Source organism: Tsuneonella sp. CC-YZS046 (genome assembly GCF_035581365.1).
Classification (GTDB): domain Bacteria; phylum Pseudomonadota; class Alphaproteobacteria; order Sphingomonadales; family Sphingomonadaceae; genus JAWKXU01.
Window position 1 is genome coordinate 2,116,259 of sequence record NZ_CP141590.1, and the last position, 24,391, is coordinate 2,140,649.

General features: G+C 64.7%; 19 protein-coding genes. 6 read left to right on the plus strand and 13 right to left on the minus strand.

Annotation, left to right across the window (positions count from 1 at the left end; translation table 11 throughout):
* The first annotated feature begins 39 nt into the window (after nucleotides 1-39).
* Nucleotides 40-720 (plus strand): Fe2+-dependent dioxygenase, encoded by a 681-nt coding sequence (locus U8326_RS10420; protein ID WP_324740190.1) that lies wholly within the window; start codon nucleotides 40-42, stop codon nucleotides 718-720.
* Nucleotides 717-1,829, plus strand: a complete 1,113-nt coding sequence (locus U8326_RS10425; RefSeq protein ID WP_324740191.1) for an alpha-hydroxy acid oxidase — start codon at nucleotides 717-719, stop codon at nucleotides 1,827-1,829. The genes U8326_RS10420 and U8326_RS10425 overlap by 4 nt, the downstream gene beginning before the upstream one ends.
* Here the strand turns inward: U8326_RS10425 and U8326_RS10430 are convergent.
* The 3 genes from U8326_RS10430 to U8326_RS10440 form a co-directional block, all read right to left on the minus strand.
* Complete coding sequence (locus U8326_RS10430) at nucleotides 1,819-2,394, minus strand: hypothetical protein (protein ID WP_324740193.1); 576 nt, start codon at nucleotides 2,392-2,394, stop codon at nucleotides 1,819-1,821. The genes U8326_RS10425 and U8326_RS10430 overlap by 11 nt on opposite strands.
* A gap of 565 nt (nucleotides 2,395-2,959) precedes the next feature.
* Nucleotides 2,960-3,367, minus strand: a complete 408-nt coding sequence (locus U8326_RS10435; RefSeq protein ID WP_324740194.1) for a PRC-barrel domain containing protein — start codon at nucleotides 3,365-3,367, stop codon at nucleotides 2,960-2,962.
* A 157-nt stretch (nucleotides 3,368-3,524) separates the two neighbouring features.
* The gene (locus U8326_RS10440; protein WP_324740195.1) at nucleotides 3,525-3,953 is read right to left on the minus strand and encodes a helix-turn-helix domain-containing protein; all 429 of its coding nucleotides are present in this window, start codon (nucleotides 3,951-3,953) and stop codon (nucleotides 3,525-3,527) included.
* Nucleotides 3,954-4,018: 65 nt separating this feature from the next.
* On the opposite strand from U8326_RS10440, the gene U8326_RS10445 reads away from it, so the two are divergent.
* The 3 genes from U8326_RS10445 (at nucleotide 4,019) to dmeF (ending at nucleotide 5,981) form a co-directional block, all read left to right on the plus strand.
* Nucleotides 4,019-4,675, plus strand: a complete 657-nt coding sequence (locus tag U8326_RS10445; protein ID WP_324740196.1) for a cation transporter — start codon at nucleotides 4,019-4,021, stop codon at nucleotides 4,673-4,675.
* 92 nt (nucleotides 4,676-4,767) lie between these two features.
* The gene (locus U8326_RS10450) at nucleotides 4,768-5,043 is read left to right on the plus strand and encodes a metal/formaldehyde-sensitive transcriptional repressor (protein WP_324740197.1); all 276 of its coding nucleotides are present in this window, start codon (nucleotides 4,768-4,770) and stop codon (nucleotides 5,041-5,043) included.
* A gap of 8 nt (nucleotides 5,044-5,051) precedes the next feature.
* Entirely contained in the window at nucleotides 5,052-5,981 is a 930-nt protein-coding gene (gene dmeF / locus U8326_RS10455; protein ID WP_324740198.1) for a CDF family Co(II)/Ni(II) efflux transporter DmeF, read from the plus strand.
* An 81-nt stretch (nucleotides 5,982-6,062) separates the two neighbouring features.
* On the opposite strand, the gene U8326_RS10460 is transcribed toward dmeF, so the two are convergent.
* The 10 genes from U8326_RS10460 to U8326_RS10505 form a co-directional block, all read right to left on the minus strand.
* Nucleotides 6,063-8,390, minus strand: a complete 2,328-nt coding sequence (locus U8326_RS10460; protein WP_324740199.1) for a TonB-dependent receptor — start codon at nucleotides 8,388-8,390, stop codon at nucleotides 6,063-6,065.
* A gap of 72 nt (nucleotides 8,391-8,462) precedes the next feature.
* Nucleotides 8,463-10,670 (minus strand): hydantoinase B/oxoprolinase family protein, encoded by a 2,208-nt coding sequence (locus U8326_RS10465; protein WP_324740200.1) that lies wholly within the window; start codon nucleotides 10,668-10,670, stop codon nucleotides 8,463-8,465.
* A gap of 16 nt (nucleotides 10,671-10,686) precedes the next feature.
* Nucleotides 10,687-12,783 carry a hydantoinase/oxoprolinase family protein gene (locus tag U8326_RS10470; RefSeq protein WP_324740201.1) on the minus strand — a complete coding sequence of 699 codons (2,097 nt, stop codon included), beginning with the start codon at nucleotides 12,781-12,783 and terminating at the stop codon, nucleotides 10,687-10,689.
* Between the two features lie 35 nt (nucleotides 12,784-12,818).
* Nucleotides 12,819-13,892 (minus strand): LLM class flavin-dependent oxidoreductase, encoded by a 1,074-nt coding sequence (locus tag U8326_RS10475; protein WP_324740202.1) that lies wholly within the window; start codon nucleotides 13,890-13,892, stop codon nucleotides 12,819-12,821.
* A 179-nt stretch (nucleotides 13,893-14,071) separates the two neighbouring features.
* The gene (locus tag U8326_RS10480; RefSeq protein ID WP_324740203.1) at nucleotides 14,072-15,091 is read right to left on the minus strand and encodes a LysR family transcriptional regulator; all 1,020 of its coding nucleotides are present in this window, start codon (nucleotides 15,089-15,091) and stop codon (nucleotides 14,072-14,074) included.
* Nucleotides 15,092-15,101: 10 nt separating this feature from the next.
* A complete protein-coding gene (locus U8326_RS10485) occupies nucleotides 15,102-17,165 on the minus strand; it encodes a hydantoinase B/oxoprolinase family protein (RefSeq protein WP_324740204.1) in 2,064 nt (687 codons plus the stop codon).
* Entirely contained in the window at nucleotides 17,162-19,201 is a 2,040-nt protein-coding gene (locus U8326_RS10490) for a hydantoinase/oxoprolinase family protein (RefSeq protein ID WP_324740205.1), read from the minus strand. Before U8326_RS10490 ends, U8326_RS10485 begins: the two co-directional genes overlap by 4 nt.
* Nucleotides 19,202-19,255: 54 nt before the next feature.
* Nucleotides 19,256-19,522: a hypothetical protein gene (locus U8326_RS10495; RefSeq protein WP_324740206.1), complete on the minus strand. Its 267-nt coding sequence runs from the start codon at nucleotides 19,520-19,522 to the stop codon at nucleotides 19,256-19,258.
* Between the two features lie 104 nt (nucleotides 19,523-19,626).
* Nucleotides 19,627-22,020, minus strand: coding sequence for a heavy metal translocating P-type ATPase (locus U8326_RS10500; RefSeq protein ID WP_416385471.1), 2,394 nt, complete (start codon nucleotides 22,018-22,020; stop codon nucleotides 19,627-19,629).
* A gap of 61 nt (nucleotides 22,021-22,081) precedes the next feature.
* On the minus strand, nucleotides 22,082-23,233 hold the full coding sequence (locus U8326_RS10505; RefSeq protein WP_324740207.1) for an acyl-CoA dehydrogenase family protein: 1,152 nt from the start codon (nucleotides 23,231-23,233) through the stop codon (nucleotides 22,082-22,084).
* Between the two features lie 151 nt (nucleotides 23,234-23,384).
* Here U8326_RS10505 and U8326_RS10510 point away from each other — a divergent pair, with 151 nt between their 5' ends.
* Nucleotides 23,385-24,389 carry a zinc-dependent alcohol dehydrogenase family protein gene (locus U8326_RS10510; RefSeq protein WP_416385472.1) on the plus strand — a complete coding sequence of 335 codons (1,005 nt, stop codon included), beginning with the start codon at nucleotides 23,385-23,387 and terminating at the stop codon, nucleotides 24,387-24,389.
* Nucleotides 24,390-24,391: the final 2 nt, after the last annotated feature.

Sequence of the window (24,391 nt, forward strand, 5' to 3'; positions counted from 1 at the left end):
GTCGGCCCTGGCTGACGGTGACGCAGAGAGGAAGCGCACATGATGATCGAAATACCGGCGGTGCTGTCCTCGGAAGAGGCCGCCGGAATCCGTGCTCGCCTGTCGGAGGCCAGTTGGGCCGAGGGCGCGGGCACGGCCGGTCATGTCGCTTCCCGCGCCAAGGCCAATCGGCAGCTGGCCGACAACGACCCGCTCGGGATCGAGTTGGGCAACGCCATTCTTGGCCGGCTCTCGGCCACGCCGCAGTTCATCGCCGCGGCGCTTCCGCTCAAGGTGCTGCCGCCGCGCTTCAATCTCTATTCCGGGCAAGGCGCCTATGGCCGTCATATCGACAGCGCCGTGTTCAGCGTTCCGGGTTCGCAAGAGCGGGTCCGCAGCGATCTCTCGGCGACGCTCTTCCTGAGCGATCCCGACAGCTATGAAGGGGGCGAGCTTGTCGCGGACTTCGGCCGGGCGCTAGAGCGCATCAAGCTTCCGGCGGGCTCCATGCTGCTCTATCCGGCCAACACGCTGCACGAGGTGACGCCCGTGACGAGCGGAAGCCGCTATGCGGCCTTCTTCTGGATTCAGAGCCTGGTGCGCGAGCAGACGCGCCGCGCGATGCTGCTCGATCTGGACCATTCCATCCAAGCCCTGGCATCGCGCGATCCGGACAATCCCGAGATCGTGCGGCTGACCGGCCTCTATCACAATCTGCTGCGCGAATGGGCGGTCACATGACCAAGCCGCCGCTCGAAGCCATCCCTTCCTTTGTGGCCGCGCTCGGCGATTATGAACCTCTGGCGCGCGAGCGGATGACCGAGGGGGCCTGGGCCTATATCTCGGGCGGCGCGGGCGATGAATGGACCCTGCGCGAGAATATCGCCGCTTTTGCCCGGCTCCCGCTGCGCCAGCGGGTGCTGCGCGACCTTTCGGGCGCGACCACGCGCGTCTCGCTCCTCGGCATGGATCTGACCGCGCCGATCCTGCTGGCACCCGTGGCCTTCCAGAAGCTCGCCCATCCCGACGGCGAACTTGCCACAGTGATCGCGGCCGGGGCCCTGGACACCGCCATGGTGGCCAGCACCCAGGCCAGCACGCCGATCGAGGACATTGCCGCTCATGCCCGGGCGCCGCTGTGGTTCCAGCTCTACATCCAGCCCGACCGGGACTTTACCGTCGATCTCGTCCGGCGAGCGGAGGCCGCCGGCTATCGCGCGCTGGTGGTGACGGTGGACGCCCCTGTCAACGGCCTTCGCAATCGGGAACAGCGCGCCGGCTTCGCCCTGCCGGACGGGGTCAGCGCCGTGAATCTGCATGGCATGCGGATGCTGCCGCCCCCCTCGCCCGAAATGCTGCTGTTCGGCGCGCCGCTGCTGGAAAACGCGCCCGCCTGGGCGGATATCGAATGGCTGCGCGGGCTGACCCGGCTTCCGATCCTGCTCAAGGGCATCACCGATCCGGAGGACGCCCGCAGAGCCATCGCGGCCGGCATGGACGGGATCATCGTATCGAACCATGGCGGGCGCTCCCTCGACGGGTTGCCCGCGACAATCGAGCTGCTCCCCGGGATCGTCGAAGCGGTGGCCGCCGCAGTGCCGGTCCTGCTGGACGGCGGCATCCGGCGTGGCAGCGATATACTGCGTGCGCTTGCCTTCGGCGCCAGCGCCGTTCTCATCGGCCGGCCCTATGTCTATGGCCTGGCGGCGGCGGGCGCCCCGGGGGTGGCCCATGTCATCCGCATCCTGCGCGCCGAGCTTGAGCTTGCCATGGCGCTGTCCGGCTTTCGCGACATTGCATCCATAGACCGCTCGGCGCTGGCGGCCCAGGGGCGTGGCATCACACCCTGAGCGCGCTTGTAATCAGCGTCAGCGAAACGATCCCAAGCCAGACCGATGCGATCCGCTGAAGCATATCGAGACGGCGGCCATCGCGTCCCCTGTTTCGCATCAATGCGCCAGCCGTGCCCCATAGCAGCGCCACCCCCACCACCGCGACGCAGAACAGCCCGAGTTTCGCAGGAAACCCGGGGTCCTCGAGCGGGGGCAGGAGAACGAGGCCAACAATCAGCGCCTTGGGATTCAGCAGGGTGGTCAGATAGACCTTCGGCACAGTCACTTCGCTGCGCGCGCCGGCATCGTTGCGCCGTCTCCATACCTGGATCGCAAGGAACATGACCCACAGGGCCGCGGCAAGTTTGAGCACTCCGGCCGCCTGAGGCCAACGCCCCAGCATTTCCGCGCCCAGATATGCGAATGCCAGGATCGTCGTCAGATAACCGAGCAGTTCTGCCGGCAGCAGGCGCAACACGCCGCTTGCCCCGGCCTTCGCTCCGGCAAGTCCGATGAGCGTATTGGTAGGTCCGGGCGCGAGCAGAAGCGCCAGAACGGCGGAAAGAAATGCCGTGAAGGTCATTGCGGGGAATCTGTTTTCGGCCAACTGTCGAGTTCCCGCCGGGATTACCCGACATCCCCTATCCGAGCGTTGATCCAGATCATCGAACGCCGATATTTCCGGGCGCCGGCCATCGCGGGCATGGCTTGCCTTCGTTGATCGAGGCGCTGGCCAGCCGCCCAGACTTACTCCGGTTCCGGTTGAATCGGAGTAAGTCTGGAATTTACCCGTTTTCCGTGATTTCCGTGTCAGCAAGTGATTCCACTTGCTTCGAAATCACTCAAGAGCCTGCCGCAAGAGGCACCAAGGTTGACAGGGTTGACACTGTTCAGGGAAAGAAAATTACCGGACCGATCGGCGCCGAAAAAGGCAGCCGCATACACGGTCCGCATGCGGAAAACTCCACTGCGCGACACGGCGGTGCATCAAGGATAGACGGTGCGAAAGAGCCACCCCCTGATGTGGCAGAGAGGAGGCATGTAGGAAAGGCTCAAGCCCTTTCTGCACAGGTGCTTCTACAGATCAGGCATCGGCTCAGGCGGGTGCCCCGCCACATCCGTGAAATGAAGCTCCAGGGAATGGAACGTTACGGCCGGGGGATTGGCTCGGCCGGAAGAGCCATAAGCTCGGCCTTGGTCATTTCCGAGGACAGATCGATGTCGTCGCCTTGCCTGATGACGGCCAGGCCGGCGACCGGCACGGCAACGAATTTGTCCGGATTGCTGTCTTCGACTTCGACAAGCAGGCGGTCCACCTTGCCGTCCGGTCCCTTCAGGACGGCTTCCACATCTCCCAGATCAATTCCATTGGCCCCAAGGAGGTCGGCATTGAGGATCTGCATTTCCGTCAGACCGAGCGCCGCAATCGTCGGTCCAGCGGCAACCGCGCTGGCTTCCGCGTCCGCTTCCAGCTTGTCTTCCGCGCGGTCCCGGGAATTATCGCACCCTGCAAGCAGGGCAGTCGAACAAGCCAACGCGAGGAATAATTTGGTCATCGGAACTAGCCTTATTCAGCCGTGGCGTATTCGAGCGCCACTTGATTGAAATTGATGAGGCAGAAACTCGTTCCTAGGGCAGCGGCCTCCTGCCCGATCGCGAGCGCCGCCCGCACATCTTGCACGCAGCTTTTCAGTCATTTGCCGTCGCCGGCGATCATGTCGCCTGTCCGGCCGCCGCGGGCGATATGGGCGCCGGTCCCAGGGCTTCGATGATCCTGCAATCCGCCACCGAGCCACCGCTGCAGGATTGCAGCAGCGCGGCCAGTTCGCGTTGTAGCGCGGTCAGGTCCGCGATCTTCCGCTCGACCTCGTTCAGATGCTGCCTCGCCACCATGTCCACCATCGCGCAATCCCGGTCGCGATCATCGGACAAGTCGAGCAGGGCGCGCACCTGATCGAGCGAGAAGCCGAGACCCCGCGCGCGCCGGATGAAGGAAAGGCGCTCCAGTTCCGGCCGGCCATAGCTGCGATAGTTGCCATCGGTGCGCGGCGGTTTCGGGATCAGGCCGATCCGCTCGTAATAGCGCACGGTTTCGACCTTGGTCCCGGTCGCCTTGCCGAGTTCGCCGATTGTGAATGCCATGGGCTTGACCCTGTAGTTGCTACAGGGTGCATATAGGGATCGGATTGCAAGATTCGAGGTGGCAAATGGCGGGTGGATGCTGTGGGGGATGCGAAGTTCCTCCTTCGACTTCCGACACATCGTGGAGACGCGTGCTGTGGATCGCTCTCGTCATCAATGCCGGCATGTTCGCGGTGGAGATCATCGCGGGCGTCGCCGCGCAATCCGCGGCACTGAAGGCCGACGCGCTCGATTTCCTGGGCGACAGCGCGAATTACGCGATCAGCCTCGGCGTTGCCGGCCTGGCCTTGCGATGGCGGGCGCGGGCGGCGCTGCTCAAGGGCGCGTCGCTGCTGGTGCTGGGCCTGTGGGTGCTGGGCAGCACGGTATGGATGGCGCTGGCGGGAACCCTGCCCCAGGCCGAGACGATGGGCGTGATCGGCGTGATAGCGCTGATCGCCAATCTGGCTTGCGCCGTCATGCTCTGGCGGCACCGCGATGGCGACGCCAATCGCCGCTCGGTCTGGATCTGCTCCCGCAACGACGCGATCGGCAATATCGCCGTTGTCGCCGCCGCGGTCGGGGTGTTCGGAACGGGGACGGGCTGGCCCGACATCGCCGTGGCCGCTATCCTCGCGGGTCTTGGCGTCAGCGGCGGATGGCAGATTGTCCGGCAGGCCCGTGGCGAATTGCGAGAGGTCGCACAAAGCATGACCGCGCCATCGACAATCAAGCCGACCTGATAACCTCCTGATCGCCCGCAATGGGTTGCAAGATGGAACGTCCGATTTGGCCGCATTGCGAAACGCGCCTATATAGGATAGGGGGGTATCCTATGGCACATACGAAATCGAACAAGGAGCAGCTTCTCGCGAGAGTCCGGCGCATCGCCGGCCAGATTGCCGCCATAGAGCGCGCGATCACCGAAGAGGCAGGCTGCGCCGCCATATTGCACCAGGTGGCCGGGGTTCGCGGCGCGGTGCTGGGTCTGATGGATGAGCTGGTCGAAGATCATATGCGCGAGCATGTGCTGAATCCCGGCCTCACGAGTGAAGAGCGGGCACAGGGCGCGGACGAACTTCTCGCGACCATCCGCCGCTATGCGAAGTAGAGACGGCAATGTCGCTCGATAGTGAAATTCAGACCCTTACCCACGATCATGTGTTTCTGGGCGCGCGGCATGACCGGAACGCGCGCCGCACATTGTGGGTCGTGCTGCTGACGGCCGCCATGATGGCGGGCGAGATCGTTGCCGGCATAGCCTTCAATTCCATGGCCCTTCTGGCGGATGGGTTCCACATGGCGACCCATGCCGGCGCCCTGGGGATAGCGGCCGCGGCCTATGCCTACGCAAAGCGCCACGCCCATGGGCGGCGCTACAGCTTCGGCACCGGCAAGATCGGCGATCTCGCCGGATTTGCCTCCGCTCTGGTGCTGGGCCTCGTTGCGATGGGCATCGCGGTCGAGTCCTTTGCCCGGCTTCTCGATCCGCGTGCCGTGGCGTTCACGGAAGCGACGGCCATCGCGATTATCGGCCTGCTGGTGAACATCGTCAGCGTCTTGCTTCTGGGCGGACATGGGCATGGGGATGGGCACGATCACGGCCACGGTCACGATCACCCCACCGATCATGGGCATCCTCACGAGCACGACAACAATCTGCGCTCCGCCTACATGCATGTGCTGGCCGATACGCTGACCTCCGTTCTGGCGATCGCCGCCTTGCTGGGCGGCCGCTATCTGGGCTGGATATGGCTCGACCCGGTAATGGGTATCGTCGGCGCCATTGTCATCGCCAGCTGGTCATTCGCGCTCATGCGCGACACCTCCGCCGTGCTGCTGGACGCCACCGATCCGGCACTGGAAGACGAGATCAAGCAGCAGGTCGAAGGACCGGGCGATGCCAGGATCACGGATTTGCACGTATGGCGGGTAGGCCCGGGCGCCCATGCCGCGATCGTGAGCGCAATCGGCGCGGATCACGAGACTATCAGGCAGCGCCTGAAGCCGGTGCATGAAATAGAGCATCTCACGATTGAAGTGCGTTGAGGGCGAAGGCCCGTTCCACCCGATGACTGGCCGATAAGGGGGCAGGTGCGCCCTGCCCCCTGTCGCGCCGCCCGATCACCCTTACAGGGTCAGGCTGAGAGTCACCCCGTAAGTCGCCGGCATCCCGGTATAGCGCACGATGGTGTCGAACGCGGGGTAAGCGGTGTTCCAGTAATATTTGTTGAAGATGTTCTTGCCCCAGACCTCGAAGCGCCAGTGCTCGCCTTCCAGCCCGGCCCGGGCATTGACCAGGGTATAGGAATCGATGCCGAACAGCGGGAAGGTGTTCGGCACGGCATCGGGCGGATTTTGCTCGCCGCCCACCACCGAAATCGTCTTCGAGCGGTAGGTGACGGTGCCGCCCAGGAAACCGTCCAGCGTTTCGGCAACCGGGAATTTGTATTGCCCGTCGAAAGAGAGGTTCCACTTCGGGGAATAGGGCATTGGCGTGCCCGCGAAATCGGCCTGGATGCCACCGGCGTTGATGCCGGTGAACCTGTCGATTTCGCCCTTGGTGTAGGAACCGGCCGCCATCAGCGTCAGCCCTTCGACCGGAACCGCCGTGATTTCCAGTTCGGCCCCCTTGACCGTGGATTTGGGGATGTTCTGCACCACGTCCAGATTGCCCCAGACGGGATCAATGTTGCGGGCGCGCAGCTGCTTGTTGCGATAATCGTAATAGAACGCCGCGGCATTGACCTGCAGGCGCCGGTCGAGCAGCGACAGCTTGGTGCCGATTTCATAGTCGAGCACCGATTCCTGCTTGAGCTTGAGGAACTGGCTCCACACCGAGGCGCCGATCGACGGGAAACCGCCGCTCTTGTAGCCCTTGGCCACGTTCACATAGACCAGCGTTCCATCGGCGGGCTTCCAGTCCAGCCCCAGCTTCCACGAGACATTGTCTTCCTTCTCGCTGTCGAAGAAGCGGCCAGGCGTGCCAGGCGCCACGCCGGCAAAGGTTACCCCAAGATCATTGATCGGATAGCAAGCTCCGGGCGTATAATTGCCGGCACCGTAGAATATTTCCCCAACGTTATACGGCGGCGTGATATCGGCACCGCAGTTGTTGGTGGACAGCTTGCTCTCGGTATAGCGGATGCCGCCCTTTACCGTGATCTGTGGCACGACGTCATATTCCAGGTTCGCGAAGGCAGCCTTGGACTTGGTCTTTTGATCCACATAGAAGATATTCTGACCATGCACTCCAAACGCATTGGCAGTGGAGGCGACGTTCCAGCGGTAGAAACTCGACTGGGCGATCTTGTCATCCGAATAGTTTCCGCCGACCATCCAGCGCAGCCGGTTGCTGGCCCCGTTGCTCAGGCGAAGTTCCTGGAAAAAGCTTTTGATGCTGCCCTTTTCAGGGTTGTACAGCTGTTCGTCAAAGGCCGTGCCATCCCAGTCGGTCCGTTCGTTCTGCTTCAGCCGCGAATAGGCCGTCACCGAAGTGAGCGTCACGTCGCTGAACAGCTCGATGTCTCCGCGCAGGGAGATTTGCCAGAAGCTGTTGTCGCGCTTGGGCAGGCCCGCAACCCAGTCGGCGGCCTCGTTCTTGCGGGGGGCAAGGGGCGATGCCAGAACGCCCGGATCGCCGAAACCGGGGATCTGGACATTGAAGCCGATCAGCTGGGCGGCCTGCGATTCGCCCTTGTCCAGCCAGCCGTTCAGGTTGAGCTGAAACTTGGCCGTGTCGCTCGGCTCGAAGTCCAGCAGGAAGCGGCCTTCATATACCCGTTTCTTCCCGTTGCGGCTGTCCGGCCCGTCGGGGCGCGACAGGCTTTTCTGCCAGCCCGATGCGTGTTCGATCCGCTGTGAAAGGCGGAAACCCAGCGTGTCCGACAGCGGGCCGGAAAGATAGGCCTCTTCCGAAACCAGATTGTAGTTGCCCACGGTGACCCGCGCTCCGGCGGAAAGCGTGTCAGTCGGGCCGGCGGGGACGTAGTTGATGGCGCCGCCGGTCGAATTCTGCCCGAACAGAATGCCCTGCGGGCCCTTCAGCACCTCGACCCGCTGGAGATCGAAAATGCCGTGCCCGGCCATGATCGGATAGGCCAGCGGCACCTGGTTCATATACAGGCTGACTGCGGGCGTGGCGGAAAGCGTGGTGTCGTAGAAACCGATCCCGCGCAGCGAGATGATCGGCGCGGAGGTCGGCGTATCGGCATAAGACATCGAAGGAACCGCCGCCGTCAGATCCTGGATGCTCGCGATCTGCCGTTCCTTCAGCGCGTCGCCGGACAGGACATTCACGGTGAGGCCCACCTTGTTGAGCGATTCCTGCCGCTTCTGGGCCGTCACGATGATTTCCTGGATGCCGGTGCTTTCATCCTGGGCCATCGCGGGGGCAGCCGCGAGACAGATCAGGGAGCTTCCGCATAGAGCCATAGCTATCGATGGACGCCGTTTCATTTCTTTCACCCTCCTTGTGATCCCTATGGATATTGAATTAAGTAATATTTTGTTTTAAAATGATATTTCTTATCAGCTGTTCAGAATCAGGCTCTCCGGGAACGGGTCGATCACCCCCGGCCGGCTCTGCGGAGCCGGACCGCTGCCGGCGAGCGCAATATCGACCGACAGGGAGGACGCGCAGCCGGGGCAGTAATGCTCGCGCATCACCACCGGGTCGCCATCCTGGCGCGGCCTTACCTGGGAGCGGAGTTCCTGGAATCGTTCGGAAATCTCGGTTTCCGCCACGATCGCATGATCGCGCCAGTTCTGCGTGGCGGAGCCGAGCGCTTCATCGCATTGGGTGCAGCGCCAATCCCCGCCCTCGATCCTGAGCGGCGAGAAAAGCGGAGCGTTTTCAGAGATTTCGCGCGAAGGCTGCTTGCCGATCCGGGCGGCGCGGATCTCCGCGCGGCGGGTCTTCGTCGCCTCGTAGTCAACGGCACCGAGCGGGTCCAGAACGACCCCATAGATGTCCCGGGCGACACCCGGGGACACGAAATCGTTCGCGACATCGCGCGCGACCAGGGACGGGTCGCGCCGCAGCGGATCGCCCAGCCCCCCGCCGCCGCCATGGATAACGTCGTAGATGTCGCCCCGGTTGATCTGGAACTCGGTGACCGTGGCGGTGGTGCGCGGCTGGTCCCCTTCGATGTTGCCGGCGTCCGGGAAGACCTGCTCGTCCATCAGCCGCAGCAGGTTGGTGTCGCGCCACATCTTCCACGCGCCGGCCGCGCCCGGAAAGCCGCCGACCGCGCCGCGCGGCGGGATCAGCGCGGTGTTGGTATAGGCGCCGCCGTTCATCTGCTCGCAGTGGGTGATGGCCATCGCCGTATCGACGCCCAGCCCGCCCCGGCTCACGCCCGGCCCGCCGGTATCGCGCGCGATGCGCCGCCACAGGATCATCCCCGGCTGGCTGGTTTCCTCCAGTTCGACGTCCGGCATGTCGCAGCCGGACATGCATTGCGCCGCATAGACTTCCATGCCGTCGCTGTTGGTCTGCGCCGGGCCGCCGGTCGACATGCCCACCGACATCGGGAAAGCCACGGTGGGCTGCCCGTTGCGGCGATCAATGCCGAAGGCGGTGAAATAGGTCTGGTCCTGCGCCGACTGGCTGGCCACGCGCGAGGCTATCCCGGGATCGCTGCTGAGCGCGCAGGCCTGCGAAATGACATCGGCCAGCAGCTTGTTGATCCGCATCCCCGTCTGGATATGCGCCATCGTGACCGGCGCGGGGACGACCGAGTTGACGATGGTGCCGGCCGGCCCGAGATCGAACCGCACCGGCCGCCAGATCCCGGCATTGACCGGAATGTCGTAGGCAAGCTGCGCCAGCAGCGTGGTCCAGGACTGGCCGACCACCGCCGGCCACGCGCCGTTGATGAAGCAGTTGACCTGTGGGCCGCCGCGATACTGCAGGGTCATCTCGTCGCCCTGCACGATCAGGCGCACGCGCAGCTCGTAAAGCCCCTCGAAGCCCCGGCCGTCATATTCGACCCAGTCGACGCTTTCGTAGGTCCCGTCCGGAAGTTTCGCGATCATGTCGCGCATCGCGCGCTCGGAGAGGTTCTTGCCTTCCTCGTTGAGGCGGCGGAAGCGCTCCATCCCCATCTCGTCGACCAGCGCTTCGATCCGCCGGCTTCCCACGTTGTTGGCGGCGATCATGCTGCGAATGTCATTGATGACGGTGCCCGCCATCCGGACATTGTTGCCGATGAAGCGCTGCCACTGCTCGTCGATCCGGCCGTCGCGGATCACCCGCACCGCCGGAAAGGCCAGAGCCTCGGAATAATTGTCGAACGCGCCCGCGGCAAAGCCGGACACCGCCGACCCGCCGACGTCCAGCAGATGCGCATTGACGTAGCCCCAGCCGACGATCCCGCCATTCGCGAAGAAGGGCATGACGATGCCGACATCGCCCTGATGGATCGCGCCGGAACTGTGCGGATCGTTGCAGATGAAGCCGTCGCCGGGGCGGATGTCCTCCAGCCGGTTGTTGCGCAGCACCGCCTCCACGCCCGCCACCGAGGTGGAAACGTGGAAAGTGACGTGCCCGGCGAAGGTCAGCTGCTCCACCTTGTCGTCCAGGATCGAGGTGCTGAAATCCTTGGCGTCCGTCACCACGGGGGAGCCGGACGTGCGCATCAGCGTCACCGCCATTTCGCTGGCGATGTTCCGGATCGATTTCTGATGCACCTCGACATCGATGATGTCGAACTGGTTCGAGGTTATCATGTCCATGCGCTTCCTCCTCGGCTCAGGCGCTCAGCGAGAGGTTGAAGTTGAAATGGCGGTCGCGGGAGCAAACGGCCCCGCTCGGCACGTAAATGGTGGTGTCGCCGACATCGACGATGCAGGGGCCGGCGATCTCCGTGCCCGGCGGCAGGGCCGCTTCGGCATAGACCGGAACATCCGCCGCCTCGCGCAGGAAGGGCTGGTAGATCCGGCGGATCGAGACGGGTTCCGGCGAAGCGGCCGACTGGACCGGCTCCTGCTCCCGCCCGGCGGGCTTCTCGCGGCGGAACACGGCCTTGATCGAGAGATTGACCAGCACCACGGAAGAACCCTTCCAGGCGGTGCCCTCCCCATAGCTGCGCTCATAGACATCCGGGAAGGCGGCGGCGAGCGCCGGAGCATCCTCTTCGGTGAAGGGCCGGTCCGACAGAGGCTGGCTCACCTCGTGGACCTGCCCGAGGAAGCGGAATTCGCCCGCCCGCTCGATCTCCAGCGCGGCGATGTCGATGTTCTCGCTCTGCGCGTCGAGGCGCGCCTGGGCCAGCATGTCCTCCAGCGCGGCGTTGACCTGATCGACCTGCGAAGGGTCATCCAGCATCCAGTTGACCGTGCGGTTGTATTGGCGGACATAATCGGCGGTCAGCACGCCATAGGCCGAGAACGCAGAGCAATTGTCTGGCACCACGATGGTAGGGCAACCGAGCCGCCGGCAGATTTCCACCGCGAACAGGCCCAGCCCTCCGCCATAGGAGAAGAAGGTGAAATCGCGCGGATGATAGCCGCGCTCCACGCTGACCATGCGCAGCGCATTGGCCATCTCGATCACCGCGAGATCGTAGATGGCGGCGGCGGCGCGCTCCACCGACCAGCCCAGCGGCGCGCCGATATGGGTTTCCACGGCCTTGCGGGCGGCCTCCACATCCAGCCTATGCGCGCCTTTCAGGTAATTGTTGGGGTCGATCAGGCCGAGGATGACATTGGCGTCCGTCACCGTGGGGCGCGTCCCGCCCCTGGCGTAGCAGGCCGGTCCCGGTTCCGATCCGGCGCTGTGCGGGCCGACCTGGGGAACGCCGCGCCCGTCGAGCCAGGCGATGCTGCCGCCGCCCGCGCCGACCGACACGATGTCCAGGATATTGATCCCGGTGCGATAGGCCCCGAAGGACGCTTCCCGCGCGACGGTCGGGGTGAGATTGGCGAGCACGGCGGTGTCGAAGCTGGTGCCGCCCATGTCGCCGACCAGCACATTGCGGATGCCCAGCTTTTCCGCGATCTGGCGCGCGCCCATCACGCCCCCGGCCGGGCCGGACTGCATCAGGGTGATCGGCGTTTCCTCGACCGCGTCGATCCCGATCGAGCCGCCGATGCCCTGGAAGAAGGTCATCGCGCCCTTGAACCCGGCCTTGCCCAGTTCCGCCTTCAGCCCGTCTATGTAGCGCGTGGTGGCGCGGTGCGAGAGGCAGTTGAACACCGCGGTCATGAAGCGCGGAAACTCGCCGATCACCGGGTGGGTCGCATGCGACAGGGTGAAGAAGGTGCCGGGAAATTCCTCGCGCAGGATCTGCCCCACGCGCAATTCGTTGGCCGGGTTCTGGAACGACCACAGGAAGCATACGGCGATGGCTTCCGCGCCATTGGCCTTCAGGGTGCGAATCCCGGCCCGCACTTCCTCGTCGTCGAGCGGAACGATGATCCGGCCGGCGCTTTCCACCCGCTCGGTGATCTCGACGACGCAATCGCGCTCCACCACTTCGGGCGGGGGAACCTGCAGGTGATCGTCATAATCCTGGGTCCGGGCGCCGCCCGCCAGACGGAAGGTGTCGCGAAAGCCGCGCGTAATCAGCACCCCGACCTTCGCGCCGCGCAATTCGGTGATGGCATTGGTGACGATGGTCGAACCGTTGACGAAGGCGCTGCAGCGCGACAGCACATCTTCCGTCGTCCGGTCGATCTGGGCGGCCGCCAGCCCTATGGCGCGAAGGATGCCCTCGCTGTAATTGCCGTGGGTCGTGAAGGCCTTGCTGCGCACCAGCTCTTTCGGGGTGGCCATGATGAGGTCGGTATGCGTGCCGCCCACATCCACTCCGATCGCATATTCGCCTTCCACACTATCCAATGCCATCTGGTCGCTCTCTCCTTCTCGATCGTCCGTGCCGGTCACGCGGCTTTTCCGCCGCGCAATGCGGGGAGCACTTCGGTGCCAAACCGGCGGATCGCTTCCTTCGCTTCCTCTCCGCTCGGGTAAGGCGGGCCATTGCCCATGTTCGGGGTGCGGAGCCGGAAATTCAGCCAGTCCGGCTTGAACCGGCGCTCCATCTCCCGAACCCGCGCGATCCAGCTTTCGGGCGTTCCGAAATGCCACTGGCGGCTTTCGAAATCCCGGATCGCCAGTTCCGCCTCGTCGGCCTTGCTGGTGTCACCATCGGGGCTGATCTCGCCGTCGAAATCATGCTCGTCGTAGAAGCTGGCCTCCCGCAGCCAGCGGGGCGCATGGCGCGCCCGCGTGGCCGCCGGATCGTCGCCGATCCAGCCATCCTGGTTGAGCACCACCGTCCAGTCGCCCTTGCCCGCCGCGGCGCGGGCGCGCGTCTGCGCGATCCACTGCTCGTTCTCGTCCCAATCGGGCTGGGTCCACAGCACCCAGCCATCATGCCGGAGCGCGCGCTCCAGCGGCTTGCCCTTGCTGTGGGTTCCTATCCAGATGGGCACGCCGGGCCGCTGATAGGTGCGCGGGGTCAGCTGGACATCGTCGAACTGGTAGAATTCGCCCTGATAGCTGAAGCGCTCCCCGGCGAAGGCCAGGTGAAGCACATCCAGGATCTCGTCGAAACGCTTGCCGCGCTGCTCCCAGGGGATGCCGAAATAGCGGTGATAATCCTGATGGTAGCCGACCCCGACGCCCAGCGTGAAGCGGCCACGCGACAGATTGTCCACCAACGCCACCTGCTCGGCCAGATGCATCGGATTGTAGAGGGTCGGCAGCAGGACGGTGGTGGCGATGCGGATGCGGGAGGTGCGCGCGGCAATCGCGGTGGCCGCCAGCAGGGGCGAAGGAACGAAGGTTTCGCCCCGGGCATGGCGCTCCGGCAGGAACACGCCGTCGAAGCCCAGCTCCTCGGCCAGCACCGCCTCTTCCACGATCTGCTCGAAAGCATCGGCGGCTTCCCGCGGCGACGGCGGGGCCTGATCGTACACACCGAAATGGGTATCGGGCATGTAGGCGAATTTCATCCTGCACCTCTCCGGCCCGGGGGTGCCCTCGGGCCTCGACCAATCTGTCGTTCTTCTCTGGTCCGGAAGAGTAGGAGACAGCGCATCTATGTGAAAAGACGCAAAGACCGAGCAACATCTTTTCAAAATCCGAAAAGATGATTGCAGGATATTGAATTAGCTTGGAAAATATCGCGAAATCAGCGCGACCCGATCCCTTTGGGATGAATCCAGCGCAGGGCATCCGGCGCCCGCCGGTCCGTCTCCGCGCTCTGCCTGCGGGCCTTCATCGCGATGCGGGAAATCTCCGCATCCTTGCGGCGCAGGGTTTCGACCAGGAAGTCCACGAACACCCGGACTTTGGGAAGGATCAGATCGGATTTCCGGAACACCGCGTAAAGCCCGAAATCGAACACGGTCTGGGTCATCTCGACATTGGGCAGGATGCGGACCGCCCGCCCCGTGGCGAGATCGTCCGCCGCCATCCAGGCGGGCAGCAGGCCGATGCCGATGCCGGAAATCACCGCCTCGTGAAGAATCGCGGCATCGTTGACGATCAGGTTGCCCGAGACTCTCAGTTCCTTGATCCCGGCTGGGGTCCGATAGAACCAGCAGCTCTGCTCCTCCGCCGAGGCGATCTGCAGGGAAAGGCAATTGTGGTTCAGCAGGTCCTGCGGGCCGGACAGCTTGCGATGCTTCGCCAGATATTCGGGGCTGGCGTAGAGAATGCGCTCCACCCCGGGCGAGAGCTTGCGGATCATCAGGTCCGGATTGTCCGGCATTCCGACCCTGACATCCACGTCGATGCGATTGTTGTCCAGATCCGGCGCGAACTCGCCCAGGGACAGTTGCAGCACGATATCGGGGTAGCGTTCGAGGAAGGAAGGCAAGGCGTCCGCCAGGAACCTGGTGGCGATGCTGGCCTGCGTGCGCACGTTCAAAGTCCCGCGCGGGACGGATTGCTGCTCCGAGATGGCGATGTTCAGATTGTCGATCTCGCCCACGATCCGGGCGACATGCTCGTAATAGACCTCCCCGATATGGGTGAGGGACAGGCTGCGGCTGGTCCGGTTGAACAGCTTCGCCCCGATCTCGTCCTCCAGCTGCGCGATCTTGCGGGAAACCGACGCCGGGGACTGGCCAGAGGCGCGGCCGGCCGCCGAAAGGCTGCCGCATTCCACCACCTTGAGCAACAGGCGCATGCCCTCGAGCGTTTCCAAAGCCGTTCCCCTAACCGCCCCGCGCGGCTTTCATTTCCCAGCGCAAGGCCTGGGTGGCGGCAAGGTCGATCTCGAGCTTTTCGGGGTGCCTCACCGGATCGCCCCGGATAATCACCCCATAGTCGCGCCGGGCGCCTGCGATGCTGACATATTCGTCGCGCACGTCGCGCCTGACCATTTCCGGATCGCGTTCCAGCGGATCGCCCCAGCCGCCCCCGCCGCCGGTGCGGAAGCGCAATGCGCATCCCCTGCCGAGCTGCCAGACGGGGCGGGAGCCGAAATAGAAATACCGGCCGTGGGGGTCGAGCTGCTTGCTGTCCGGGTCGAGCATTCCCGCGATGGGTTCCGAGCGGGCATAGATCGCGTCTTCGTTCGCGATCAGGTCGGCGGCGCTCCGCTTGAGGTCCGCGGCTTGCGCGGGGAACAGCCAGCAGGCCTGCGAGGTGCCGTCGCCGCCGCCGTTCACCCCGATCCCGGCGGGGGTCTTGGCATGAAGGGAAGTGAGATTGTGGCCGCCTTCGGCCAGCCACAGCGTGTCGCGCATCACCGCCGCGCCGCCGCGATGCCTGCCCGGCCCGCCGCTGTCGGTGACATATTCCTTGCGCATCACCACCACCGGAATGCTCCCCTCGATCGCTTCCGTCGCGGGATCGAGATTGTTGCCGGTGTGATTGACGGTGTAGCTGTCGCCGTCTCCGGCCCTGGTCGCGCCCCACGGGCCATGCTCGCCCCCGCAGGTCGATACCGAGAGCCAGGGCGTGCCGTCCGGCCACTGGCCGCTGCCGTTATGGACCATCATCGAGCCGAAATCCGGCCCGACCGCATCCTCGCCCAGTGCATCGGCAAGCGCGCGATAGATCGCCGAGACCACCACGAACGACGCTTCCCAATACATGAAGATCGGGCCGAGCGGCGGGGTCGCGCTGACGAAGGTTCCCGGCGGAAGCACGATGTCGATGGTGCGGAAGCAACCGGACGAAAGCGGCGTCTTCTGCTCGATCGCCATCTTGAGCGCCACGCCGACCGCCGCCTTCACGTCGAGCGGGCCGCAATTGATGCTGGTGGCCGCCTGCCGCGAGGTGCCGCTGAAGTCGAATTCCATCCGGTCGTCGACCTTGGTGATCTTCACTTTCAGGCGGCATTCCCGATCTTCGCTATCCCCGTCGCAATCCAGCGCATCCTCGCCTTCATACACGCCATCGGGGATCTTCTCGCGAATGGCCGCGCGCATCGCGTCGCCCGACACGTCGCAGCAATAGCGGATCGCCCCGAGGAACGCGTCGATCTCGTAACGATCGATGCTCTCCATCAGCAGGCGTTCGCCCAGCAGCAGGCTCTGGTAGAGGGATTTCATGTCCGGCAGCAGCAGGTCGCCGAAGCGGGCGTTGTCGAAGATCAGGTTGAAGGTCGGGCGCTGCGGCTGATCGTCGCGATAAAGCAGGATCGGCGGGATCACGAGGCCGGTTTCATAGACATTGTGCTTGGAGCCGCTGAAACCGCCGGCGACGATCCCGCCCATATCGAGCTGGTGCGCCCTGATGGTGACGAAGGAGACAAGCTCGCCGCGATAGAAGACCGGGCGGATGAAGCAGACGTCGTTCACATGCAGCCCGATGCGATAGGGGTCGTTGGCTATCAGGACATCGCCGGGCCGGATGTTCTCCGGCCCGAATTCCTCCACGATGTTGCGCACCCCGTCGGCCATGGTGAACATGAAGATGGAGAGGCTGTCCGATCCGGTGCTCATCGGATAGTTGAGCTGCGGCGGGCCGGAAATGGTCGCGGCGAAATCGTACCATTCCCGCAGGATCATCGAGAAGGACGTGGTGAGCAGCACCGTGCTCATGTGCTTCACGATATATTGCATCCGGTTCGCCAGAATCGATGCGGTGAACCGATCCGTATTGTAGCGTTCGAAGAATTCGCTCTCGGTAAGCTCGCGGATCGGGCGGGCATCCGCCCCGGTCGGGCCGGATGCGGGTGCGGAGGCATCCGGCCTTCCATATGCCTCCCCCGCCGGCAGCGGCCGGGCCGGAGAAGAAGCGCGCGCGCTGTCCCTGCTGCCGAGCCTCACCACAGATTGTCCGCCCGCCGGATATACAATTCGCCGAACTCGCCCACCGACAGGATCTGGCCGCTGAGGATGAAGGTGGTCGCGCTTTCCTCCCGGATCACCGCCGGCCCCAGGATCTCGTCTCCGAAGCGAAGGTCGGTCCGGCGATATTCGCCCGCCTGGATCGGTTCCGGGGCGAGATAATGCAAGGTTATCACGCGGTCGGGGGCGGGAGCGCCCTCGGAACGCCGTTCCAGCCGGGGGTAATCGACCTTCGCCGTGGGCATCACCGTTTCCACCCTGTAGGTCACGCTCTGCACCGGAATGCCGGGAAACCGATTGCCCGCCCGCAACTCATAGCCGCTGTGGAAGTTCTCGATCATCTCCAGCACCGTTTCCGGGCTGATCTTTCCGGGCGGAATGGGGATGAACGGCGTTTCCCAGCTCTGGCCGAGCAGGCGGCCATCGAAGGCGCGGATGAAGATCGGGTCGGGATGGCTGTCCTTCAGGCGCTCCCGCAAATTCGCTTCCATTTCCCGGAAGACCTCGTCGATCTCCGGCGCGACTTCCGGCGCCAGGGTGCGATAGGCGCTGCGGCTGTCGCTGTAGGTCTGCTCCGAACTGACCAGCCCCAGCGCGGAGAAAAGCCCGGGATGGGGCGGGACGATCACTTCGGCCGCGTGCAGCTTGTCCAGCACCGAGGGCAGCAGCATCGGCCCGGCGGCGCCGAACGCGATGATGCTGAAATCGCGCGGGTCGATCCCATGCTGGATGGTCACGTTGGTCAGGCCTTCGGCGATATTGTTGAGCCCCACATGGAAGGCGAAGCGGACCCGGTCCTCGAACGGCAGGCTGGTGTCCAGCCTTTCGAAAGCCCGTTTCGACTGGCCCTTGTCGAGCCTGACCCGCCCGCCCGCGAAATTGTCAGGATCGATGATCCCCATCAGCAGGCAGGTGTCGGTCATGGTGGGGTCCGTCCCCCCCTTGCCGTAGCACGCGGGGCCGGGTTCCGAACCGGCGCTGCCGGGGCCGACCTGCAGCTCCCCGGCATTGCTGATAGACACCAGGCTGCCGCCGCCCGCGCCGATGCTGGAAACCTCGACCGACAAGGCGTTCACCACCAGATCGTGTTCCAGCTCGAAGGTGGTGTTCACATAGGGGCGGAAGTCGCTGACCAGGCTGATGTCGCAGGAGGTTCCCCCGATGTCCGCGCACAGGAGATTGCCCTTGGCCACCATCTTTCCGAAATGGGTGCTGGCCACCGCCCCGGCGGCAGGCCCGGCGAAGACGATCTGATAGGGCCGCTCCATCGCCACCTCTGACGAGAGCAGCTGGGCGGCGCAATTGGCGTAATTGAGCTTGCCCCGGAACCCCAGCGCGCGCAGGCCCTCGTCCAGCCGCTGCGTATAGTCGCTATAGATCAGATGCATGAAGACATCGATCACCGTGGTCGAGGCGCGATCATATTCCTTCGCCAGCGGGGATACCTCACTGGAAATGGAGCAGGGAATATCGCCCATTTCCTCGCGCACGATCTCGCTCAGACGTTCCTCGTGAACGCGGTTCACATAGCTGTTGAGCAGGCAGATCGCGACGCCCGCGACCCCGCATTCCCTAAGCACGGCGATCTGCTCCCGGGCCTGCCGCTCGTCCAGAGGGATCAGCACCTCGCCTTCCGTGGTGATCCGCTCGACCACCCCCCGGCGCAGATAGCGTGGCACCAGAGGCATTGCCGCATCCCCGAAATGGCGGCGCCAGTGCGGATTGGTAAGGTCGGCGACCGGACGCCAGGTGCGGCCCGCGTCGAGTATGTCCCGATGCCCCATGGAGGTTAGGAACGCGATCTTCGGCAGGCGGCGGGTAATCACCGCGTTCAGGCCATGGGTGCTGGCGTGGTTGAAGGCGTGCGCCTGCTCCACCCCTATCTCCCGGGCGCCGGCGATCACTCCCAGCTCGGTATTGCGGCTGTCGGTCGTGATCTTGATCGTCCTGATGCCGAACTCGCCGATGGATACCACATCCGTAAAGGTCCCGCCGACGTCGACCCCGATCAGCATGACCGCCGCCCCAGGGCCGGACCCCGCGCTGCGGGAAGCGATTGCCGGGTCATTTCAATCGAGGTCCAGGCTGTTCGAAAGCAGTTCGACCGGCCCCAGCAAGCGCCAGGGGCGCCGCGAAATTTCCTGTAGCGTCTTCTGATTCTTTATGACGATGAACCATCCGCCTTCGGACAGGACCGGATATTGCCGGAGATCGGCCAGGGATTGCCCGGGATAATCCCGGACGAGATCGATCCCCGCCGCTGTAAGATCCGCCTCGGTAAGCTCGGCGCGCTGCTGTCGGATGTCGCCAGCGCCGTCGGCCTTGTTCGCATCCATGCTTTGCTCAGTCTGTTGATCTATGAAAAATCGTGCCTTCCTGCGCCGGGAAAATGCCACAAGGTCCGGGTCAGGGCAAATCGCCAATCGCCCGGCCGGTATCGTCAAAGGTCCACCGCCCTCAACCGGAGCGAATTGCCGATGACGCTGACCGAGGACAGGGCCATGGCGGCGGCGGCGATGATCGGCGAGAGCAGCAGCCCGAACACGGGATAGAGAATGCCCGCCGCGACCGGAACCCCGGCCGCGTTGTAGATGAAGGCGAAGACGAGATTCTGGCGGATGTTCCGCATCGTCGCTTCGGACAGGCGGCGCGCCTTGACGATGCCGGTCAGATCGCCCTTCAGCAGCGTCACGCCCGCGCTTTCGATGGCGACGTCCGTGCCGGTGCCCATGGCGATGCCCACATCGGCGGCGGCCAGCGCCGGCGCGTCGTTCACGCCGTCGCCCGCCATCGCCACCACTCGCCCTTCGGACTTGAGGCGCGCGACCACGGCACTTTTCTGATCCGGCAACACATCGGCCTCGACCTCGTCGATACCGAGTTGCCGGGCCACGGCTTCCGCCGTGGTGCGGTTGTCGCCGGTCAGCATGACGATGCGGATGCCGTCCGCATGCAGGGCCTTCAGCGCATCACCCGTCGTTGCCTTGACCGGATCGGCGATGGCGAAAATCCCGGCCGCCTGGCCCGCGACCCCCACATAGATCGCCGTCGCGCCATCATGCCGCAGAGTGTCGGCTTGATCGGACAAGGCCGCAGCGTCGATGCCGCATTCCCTGAGAAACGCTGCGTTGCCCAGCACGACCGCCTTGCCCTCGACCCTGCCGAGCGCGCCCTTGCCGGTCGGGGAATCGAACTCCGCGACCGGCGGAACGGCGATGCCCCGCGCCTCGGCCGCCGCGACGACCGCGAGCGCCAGCGGATGCTCGGAGGCTTTCTCCACCCCGGCGGCGAGCCGCAGGATCTCATCTTCGGCAAAGCCCCCGGCGGCCACGATCCGCGTCACGGCGGGCTTGCCTTCGGTCAGGGTCCCGGTCTTGTCCACGACCAGCGTGTCCACCTTCTCCATCCGCTCCAGCGCCTCGGCATTCTTTATCAGCACTCCCGCGCCCGCGCCCTTGCCGATACCGACCATGATCGACATCGGCGTGGCCAGCCCCAGCGCGCAGGGGCAGGCGATGATGAGCACCGAGACGGCGGCGATCAGGCCGTGCGCGAAGCGAGGTTCCGGCCCCCACAAGCCCCAGGCGAGGAAGGCCAGCAGCGCGATCAGGATCACGATAGGCACGAACCAGCCGGAAACCCGGTCCGCCATGCGCTGGATCGGCGCGCGCGAGCGCTGGGCATCGGCGACCATCTGCACGATGCGCGACAGCATCGTGTCGCGGCCGACCTTCACGGCACGGATAATCAACGCGCCGCTCCGGTTGAGAGTGCCGCCAACCACGGCATCGCCCGGCGCGCGCGTCACCGGCATGGATTCGCCCGTGACCATCGATTCATCGAGCGAGGAGCGGCCATCCTCGACCGTGCCGTCAACCGGCACCGTCTCGCCGGGGCGCACCCGCAAGCGGTCGCCGATCTGCACAGCCTCGACCGGAACGTCTTCCTCCGCGCCATCGCCGCCGATCCGTCGCGCCGTCTTCGGCGCGAGATCGAGCAGCGCCCGGATAGCGCCGGAAGTCTGCTCACGGGCGCGCAATTCCAACAGCTGGCCGAGCAGGACCAGCACGGTGATGACGGCGGCGGCCTCGAAATAGACCGCGACCGTTCCGTCGGCCGCGCGGAAGGCGGAGGGGAAGATGCCGGGCGCCAGAGCCGCCACGACGCTGTAGAGCCAGGCGACTCCCGTTCCCATGGCGATCAGCGTGAACATGTTGAGGCTGCGGTTGACCAGCGAGGCCCAGCCGCGCTCGAAGAACGGCCAGCCGGCCCACAACACCACCGGCGTCGCCAGCAGGAACTGGACCCAGATCGATATTCGCACCGGCACGAGATGGTGCAGCGCCGGAATCAGATGCGACCCCATTTCCAGCAGGAACACCGGCAGGGCCAGCGCAAGGCCGACCCGGAAGCGCCGCGTCATATCGGCAAGCTCGGGGCTGGGTCCGGCATCGGCGCTCGCCACCAGCGGCTCCAATGCCATGCCGCAGATCGGGCAGCTTCCCGGCCTGTCTCGGCGGATCTCGGGATGCATCGGGCAAGTCCAGATCGTTCCCTCCGGCGCAGGCGCCGCCGGGCTGGAGCCGCCGCCATGGTGAGAGTGGCCGTGGGCATCGCCATGGGCTAGCGCTGCCGCCAGATAGCGGGCGGGATCGGCCTCGAATTTCGCCTTGCATCCCGCCGAGCAGAACACATGGGTCACGCCTTCATGCCGGGTCCGATGCGCGGCCGTCGCGGGGTCGACCGCCATGCCGCACACCGGGTCCTTCATCAGCCCGTGGGCGGCGGCGTCCGTGCGGTGGGCATGTCCTTCATGATCGGCGCGATCCTGCATCTCGTGACGATGCCCGTTCCACGCCGTTCCTCAAAGGCTTTTCACCGCAGACCCGCGGCAATCATGCCTGGCCAAGTGAACGCGCGACCACTTCCCGAAGTATTTCGGATGTTCCGCCATAAATGCGCTGGACCCGCGCATCGCGCCACATCCGCGCGATCGGATATTCATTCATGTAACCCGCTCCGCCGTGGAACTGCAGGCATGCATCCACCAGTTTCCATTGCATCTCGGTGTGCCAGAGCTTCGCGGCCGAGGCCGAGGCCGTGCTCAATCCGCCTTCCGACTGAAGGACGATGCAGCGGTCGAGATGCGACCAGCCGACCTGCAATTGCGCGCTGTAATCCGCCATGACGAAGCGCGTATTCTGGAAATCGAATATCGTCTGCCCAAACGCCTTCCGTGTCGTCGTGAAGGCGATGGTCTCATCGAACGCCCGCTGCGCCCCGGCCTGCCCCATGATCGCCTGGGAAAGCCTCTCCTGGGGGAGAAGCTCCATGATCTGGACGAAGCCTTCCCCGATCTCTCCCAGCACATTCGATGCCGGGACCCGGACATCGTCGAAAAACAGCTCCGACGTATCGGCGGAATGCTGGCCGATCTTGTCCAGCTTGCGGCCCTTGGCAAAACCTTTCGCATCCGCATCGACGATCAGCAGGCTGATCCCCCTGGCACCCGCTTCCGGATCGGTCTTGGCCGCGACGATGACGAAATCGCAATGCTGGCCACTGCTGATGTATGTCTTCGATCCATTGATCACATAATCGCCGCCATCGCGGCGCGCCGTCGTCCCGATCGCCTTGAGATCCGAACCAGCGCCCGGCTCGGTCATTGCTATGGCCGCGACCAGTTCGCCGCTCACCATTCCCGGAAGATAGGCCTTTTTCTGCTCTTCCGTCCCAAATCGAACGAAATAGTCCGCGATGATATCCGACTGCAAAGGCAGGCTGGCTGAAGAACCCGTATAGGCCAGCTCTTCGGTGACTACGGCATTGTAGCGGAAATCAAGCCCAGGGCCGCCATATGCCTCCGGCACGGTCGGGCAAAGCAGGCCCGCTTCGCCCGCCAGATTCCAGAACGCGCGATCGACCTGACGCTCTTCCTCCCACCGATCCAGGTTGGGGATCAAATGTCTTTCAAAGAAGCGCCGGACGCTATTACGGAAAAGATCGTGATCTTCATCGTAGCACAGTCGCTCCGCTGGGATTGGCATATATCGTCTTTCCAGATAGGTCTGTTCATTTAGAAAATGCATCAATTTCCACGACGCTTCCTAGGGTGGCCAACCCAATTCGTCGCCCTCTTTTTCGCCCTGTGGCCGGAACCGTAAGAGGCGTTTCTCTCGCCTGGTGAGATGAACGAGCATGACCGAGCCTGATAGCGACAGCGCCTACGCCATGGTTTGCGACGGCCCCGGCCGTCTCCTTCGCGGCGAGCGGGGGCCCTTGCCTGCCCCGGGACCCGGCGAGATATTGGTCAAGGTGCTGGCCTGCGGGGTATGCCGCACGGATCTGCATGTGGTGGACGGCGAAATCCCGGCGTCTTACCCGATCGTTCCCGGCCATGAGATCGTCGGAACGGTTCTGGCAGCAGGACGGGACGCCATCGGCTTCGCCCCTGGCCAGAGAGTGGGCATCCCCTGGCTCGGCCATACCTGCGGACATTGCCGCTACTGCAAGGAAGGCCGGGAAAATCTCTGCGAGACGCCGCAATTCACCGGAGCCAGCCGGGACGGCGGCTACGCCACCCATGCGGTGGCCGATGCCCGCTTCTGCTTCGCCCTGCCCGAGGGGCTGTCCGACCTCGAGGCCGCTCCGCTGCTTTGCGCCGGGCTGATCGGCTGGCGCGCCTATCGCATGGCCGGGCCGGGCCAGCGGATCGGGCTATACGGCTTCGGCGCCGCCGCGCATATCCTTGCGCAACTTGCCGTGGCGGAAGGCCGGGACGTGCTGGCGTTCACGCGCGAGGGTGACGCGGACGCGCAGCAATTCGCCCGCGCGCTGGGCTGCTCCTGGGCGGGGCCGAGCACGGCCCAACCGGAGGAGCCGCTCGACGCCGCCATCATCTTCGCGCCGGTGGGCGCCCTCGTTCCCACCGCGCTGAAAGCGGTTCGCAAGGGCGGACGCGTGGTCTGCGCGGGAATCCACATGAGCGACATTCCCTCCTTCCCCTATGCGGATCTGTGGGGCGAGCGCCACATCCTGTCGGTCGCCAATCTGACCCGCGAGGACGGATTGACCTTCCTGACGCCGGACATCGTCGGCAAGCTGAAAAGCCATACGGTGCCGTTTCCGCTTGCCGAGGCGAACCACGCTCTGGCGGCGCTCCGCGAGGGCAGGCTGCAGGGCGCCGCTGTCCTCGTGCCGTAAGA

Excerpts from the sequence above, each read along its gene's own strand:
- U8326_RS10450 (WP_324740197.1), top strand. The coding sequence starts at position 4,768 with ATGGCACATACGAAATCGAACAAGGAGCAGCTTCTCGCGAGAGTCCGG.
- U8326_RS10510 (WP_416385472.1), top strand. The coding sequence starts at position 23,385 with ATGACCGAGCCTGATAGCGACAGCGCCTACGCCATGGTTTGCGACGGC.
- dmeF (WP_324740198.1), top strand. The coding sequence starts at position 5,052 with ATGTCGCTCGATAGTGAAATTCAGACCCTTACCCACGATCATGTGTTT.
- U8326_RS10435 (WP_324740194.1), bottom strand. The coding sequence starts at position 3,367 with ATGACCAAATTATTCCTCGCGTTGGCTTGTTCGACTGCCCTGCTTGCA.
- U8326_RS10465 (WP_324740200.1), bottom strand. The coding sequence starts at position 10,670 with ATGGACATGATAACCTCGAACCAGTTCGACATCATCGATGTCGAGGTG.
- U8326_RS10420 (WP_324740190.1), top strand. The coding sequence starts at position 40 with ATGATGATCGAAATACCGGCGGTGCTGTCCTCGGAAGAGGCCGCCGGA.
- U8326_RS10430 (WP_324740193.1), bottom strand. The coding sequence starts at position 2,394 with ATGACCTTCACGGCATTTCTTTCCGCCGTTCTGGCGCTTCTGCTCGCG.
- U8326_RS10440 (WP_324740195.1), bottom strand. The coding sequence starts at position 3,953 with ATGGCATTCACAATCGGCGAACTCGGCAAGGCGACCGGGACCAAGGTC.
- U8326_RS10460 (WP_324740199.1), bottom strand. The coding sequence starts at position 8,390 with ATGAAACGGCGTCCATCGATAGCTATGGCTCTATGCGGAAGCTCCCTG.
- U8326_RS10505 (WP_324740207.1), bottom strand. The coding sequence starts at position 23,233 with ATGCCAATCCCAGCGGAGCGACTGTGCTACGATGAAGATCACGATCTT.
- U8326_RS10470 (WP_324740201.1), bottom strand. The coding sequence starts at position 12,783 with ATGGCATTGGATAGTGTGGAAGGCGAATATGCGATCGGAGTGGATGTG.
- U8326_RS10445 (WP_324740196.1), top strand. The coding sequence starts at position 4,019 with ATGGCGGGTGGATGCTGTGGGGGATGCGAAGTTCCTCCTTCGACTTCC.
- U8326_RS10475 (WP_324740202.1), bottom strand. The coding sequence starts at position 13,892 with ATGAAATTCGCCTACATGCCCGATACCCATTTCGGTGTGTACGATCAG.
- U8326_RS10500 (WP_416385471.1), bottom strand. The coding sequence starts at position 22,020 with ATGCAGGATCGCGCCGATCATGAAGGACATGCCCACCGCACGGACGCC.
- U8326_RS10490 (WP_324740205.1), bottom strand. The coding sequence starts at position 19,201 with ATGCTGATCGGGGTCGACGTCGGCGGGACCTTTACGGATGTGGTATCC.
- U8326_RS10495 (WP_324740206.1), bottom strand. The coding sequence starts at position 19,522 with ATGGATGCGAACAAGGCCGACGGCGCTGGCGACATCCGACAGCAGCGC.
- U8326_RS10425 (WP_324740191.1), top strand. The coding sequence starts at position 717 with ATGACCAAGCCGCCGCTCGAAGCCATCCCTTCCTTTGTGGCCGCGCTC.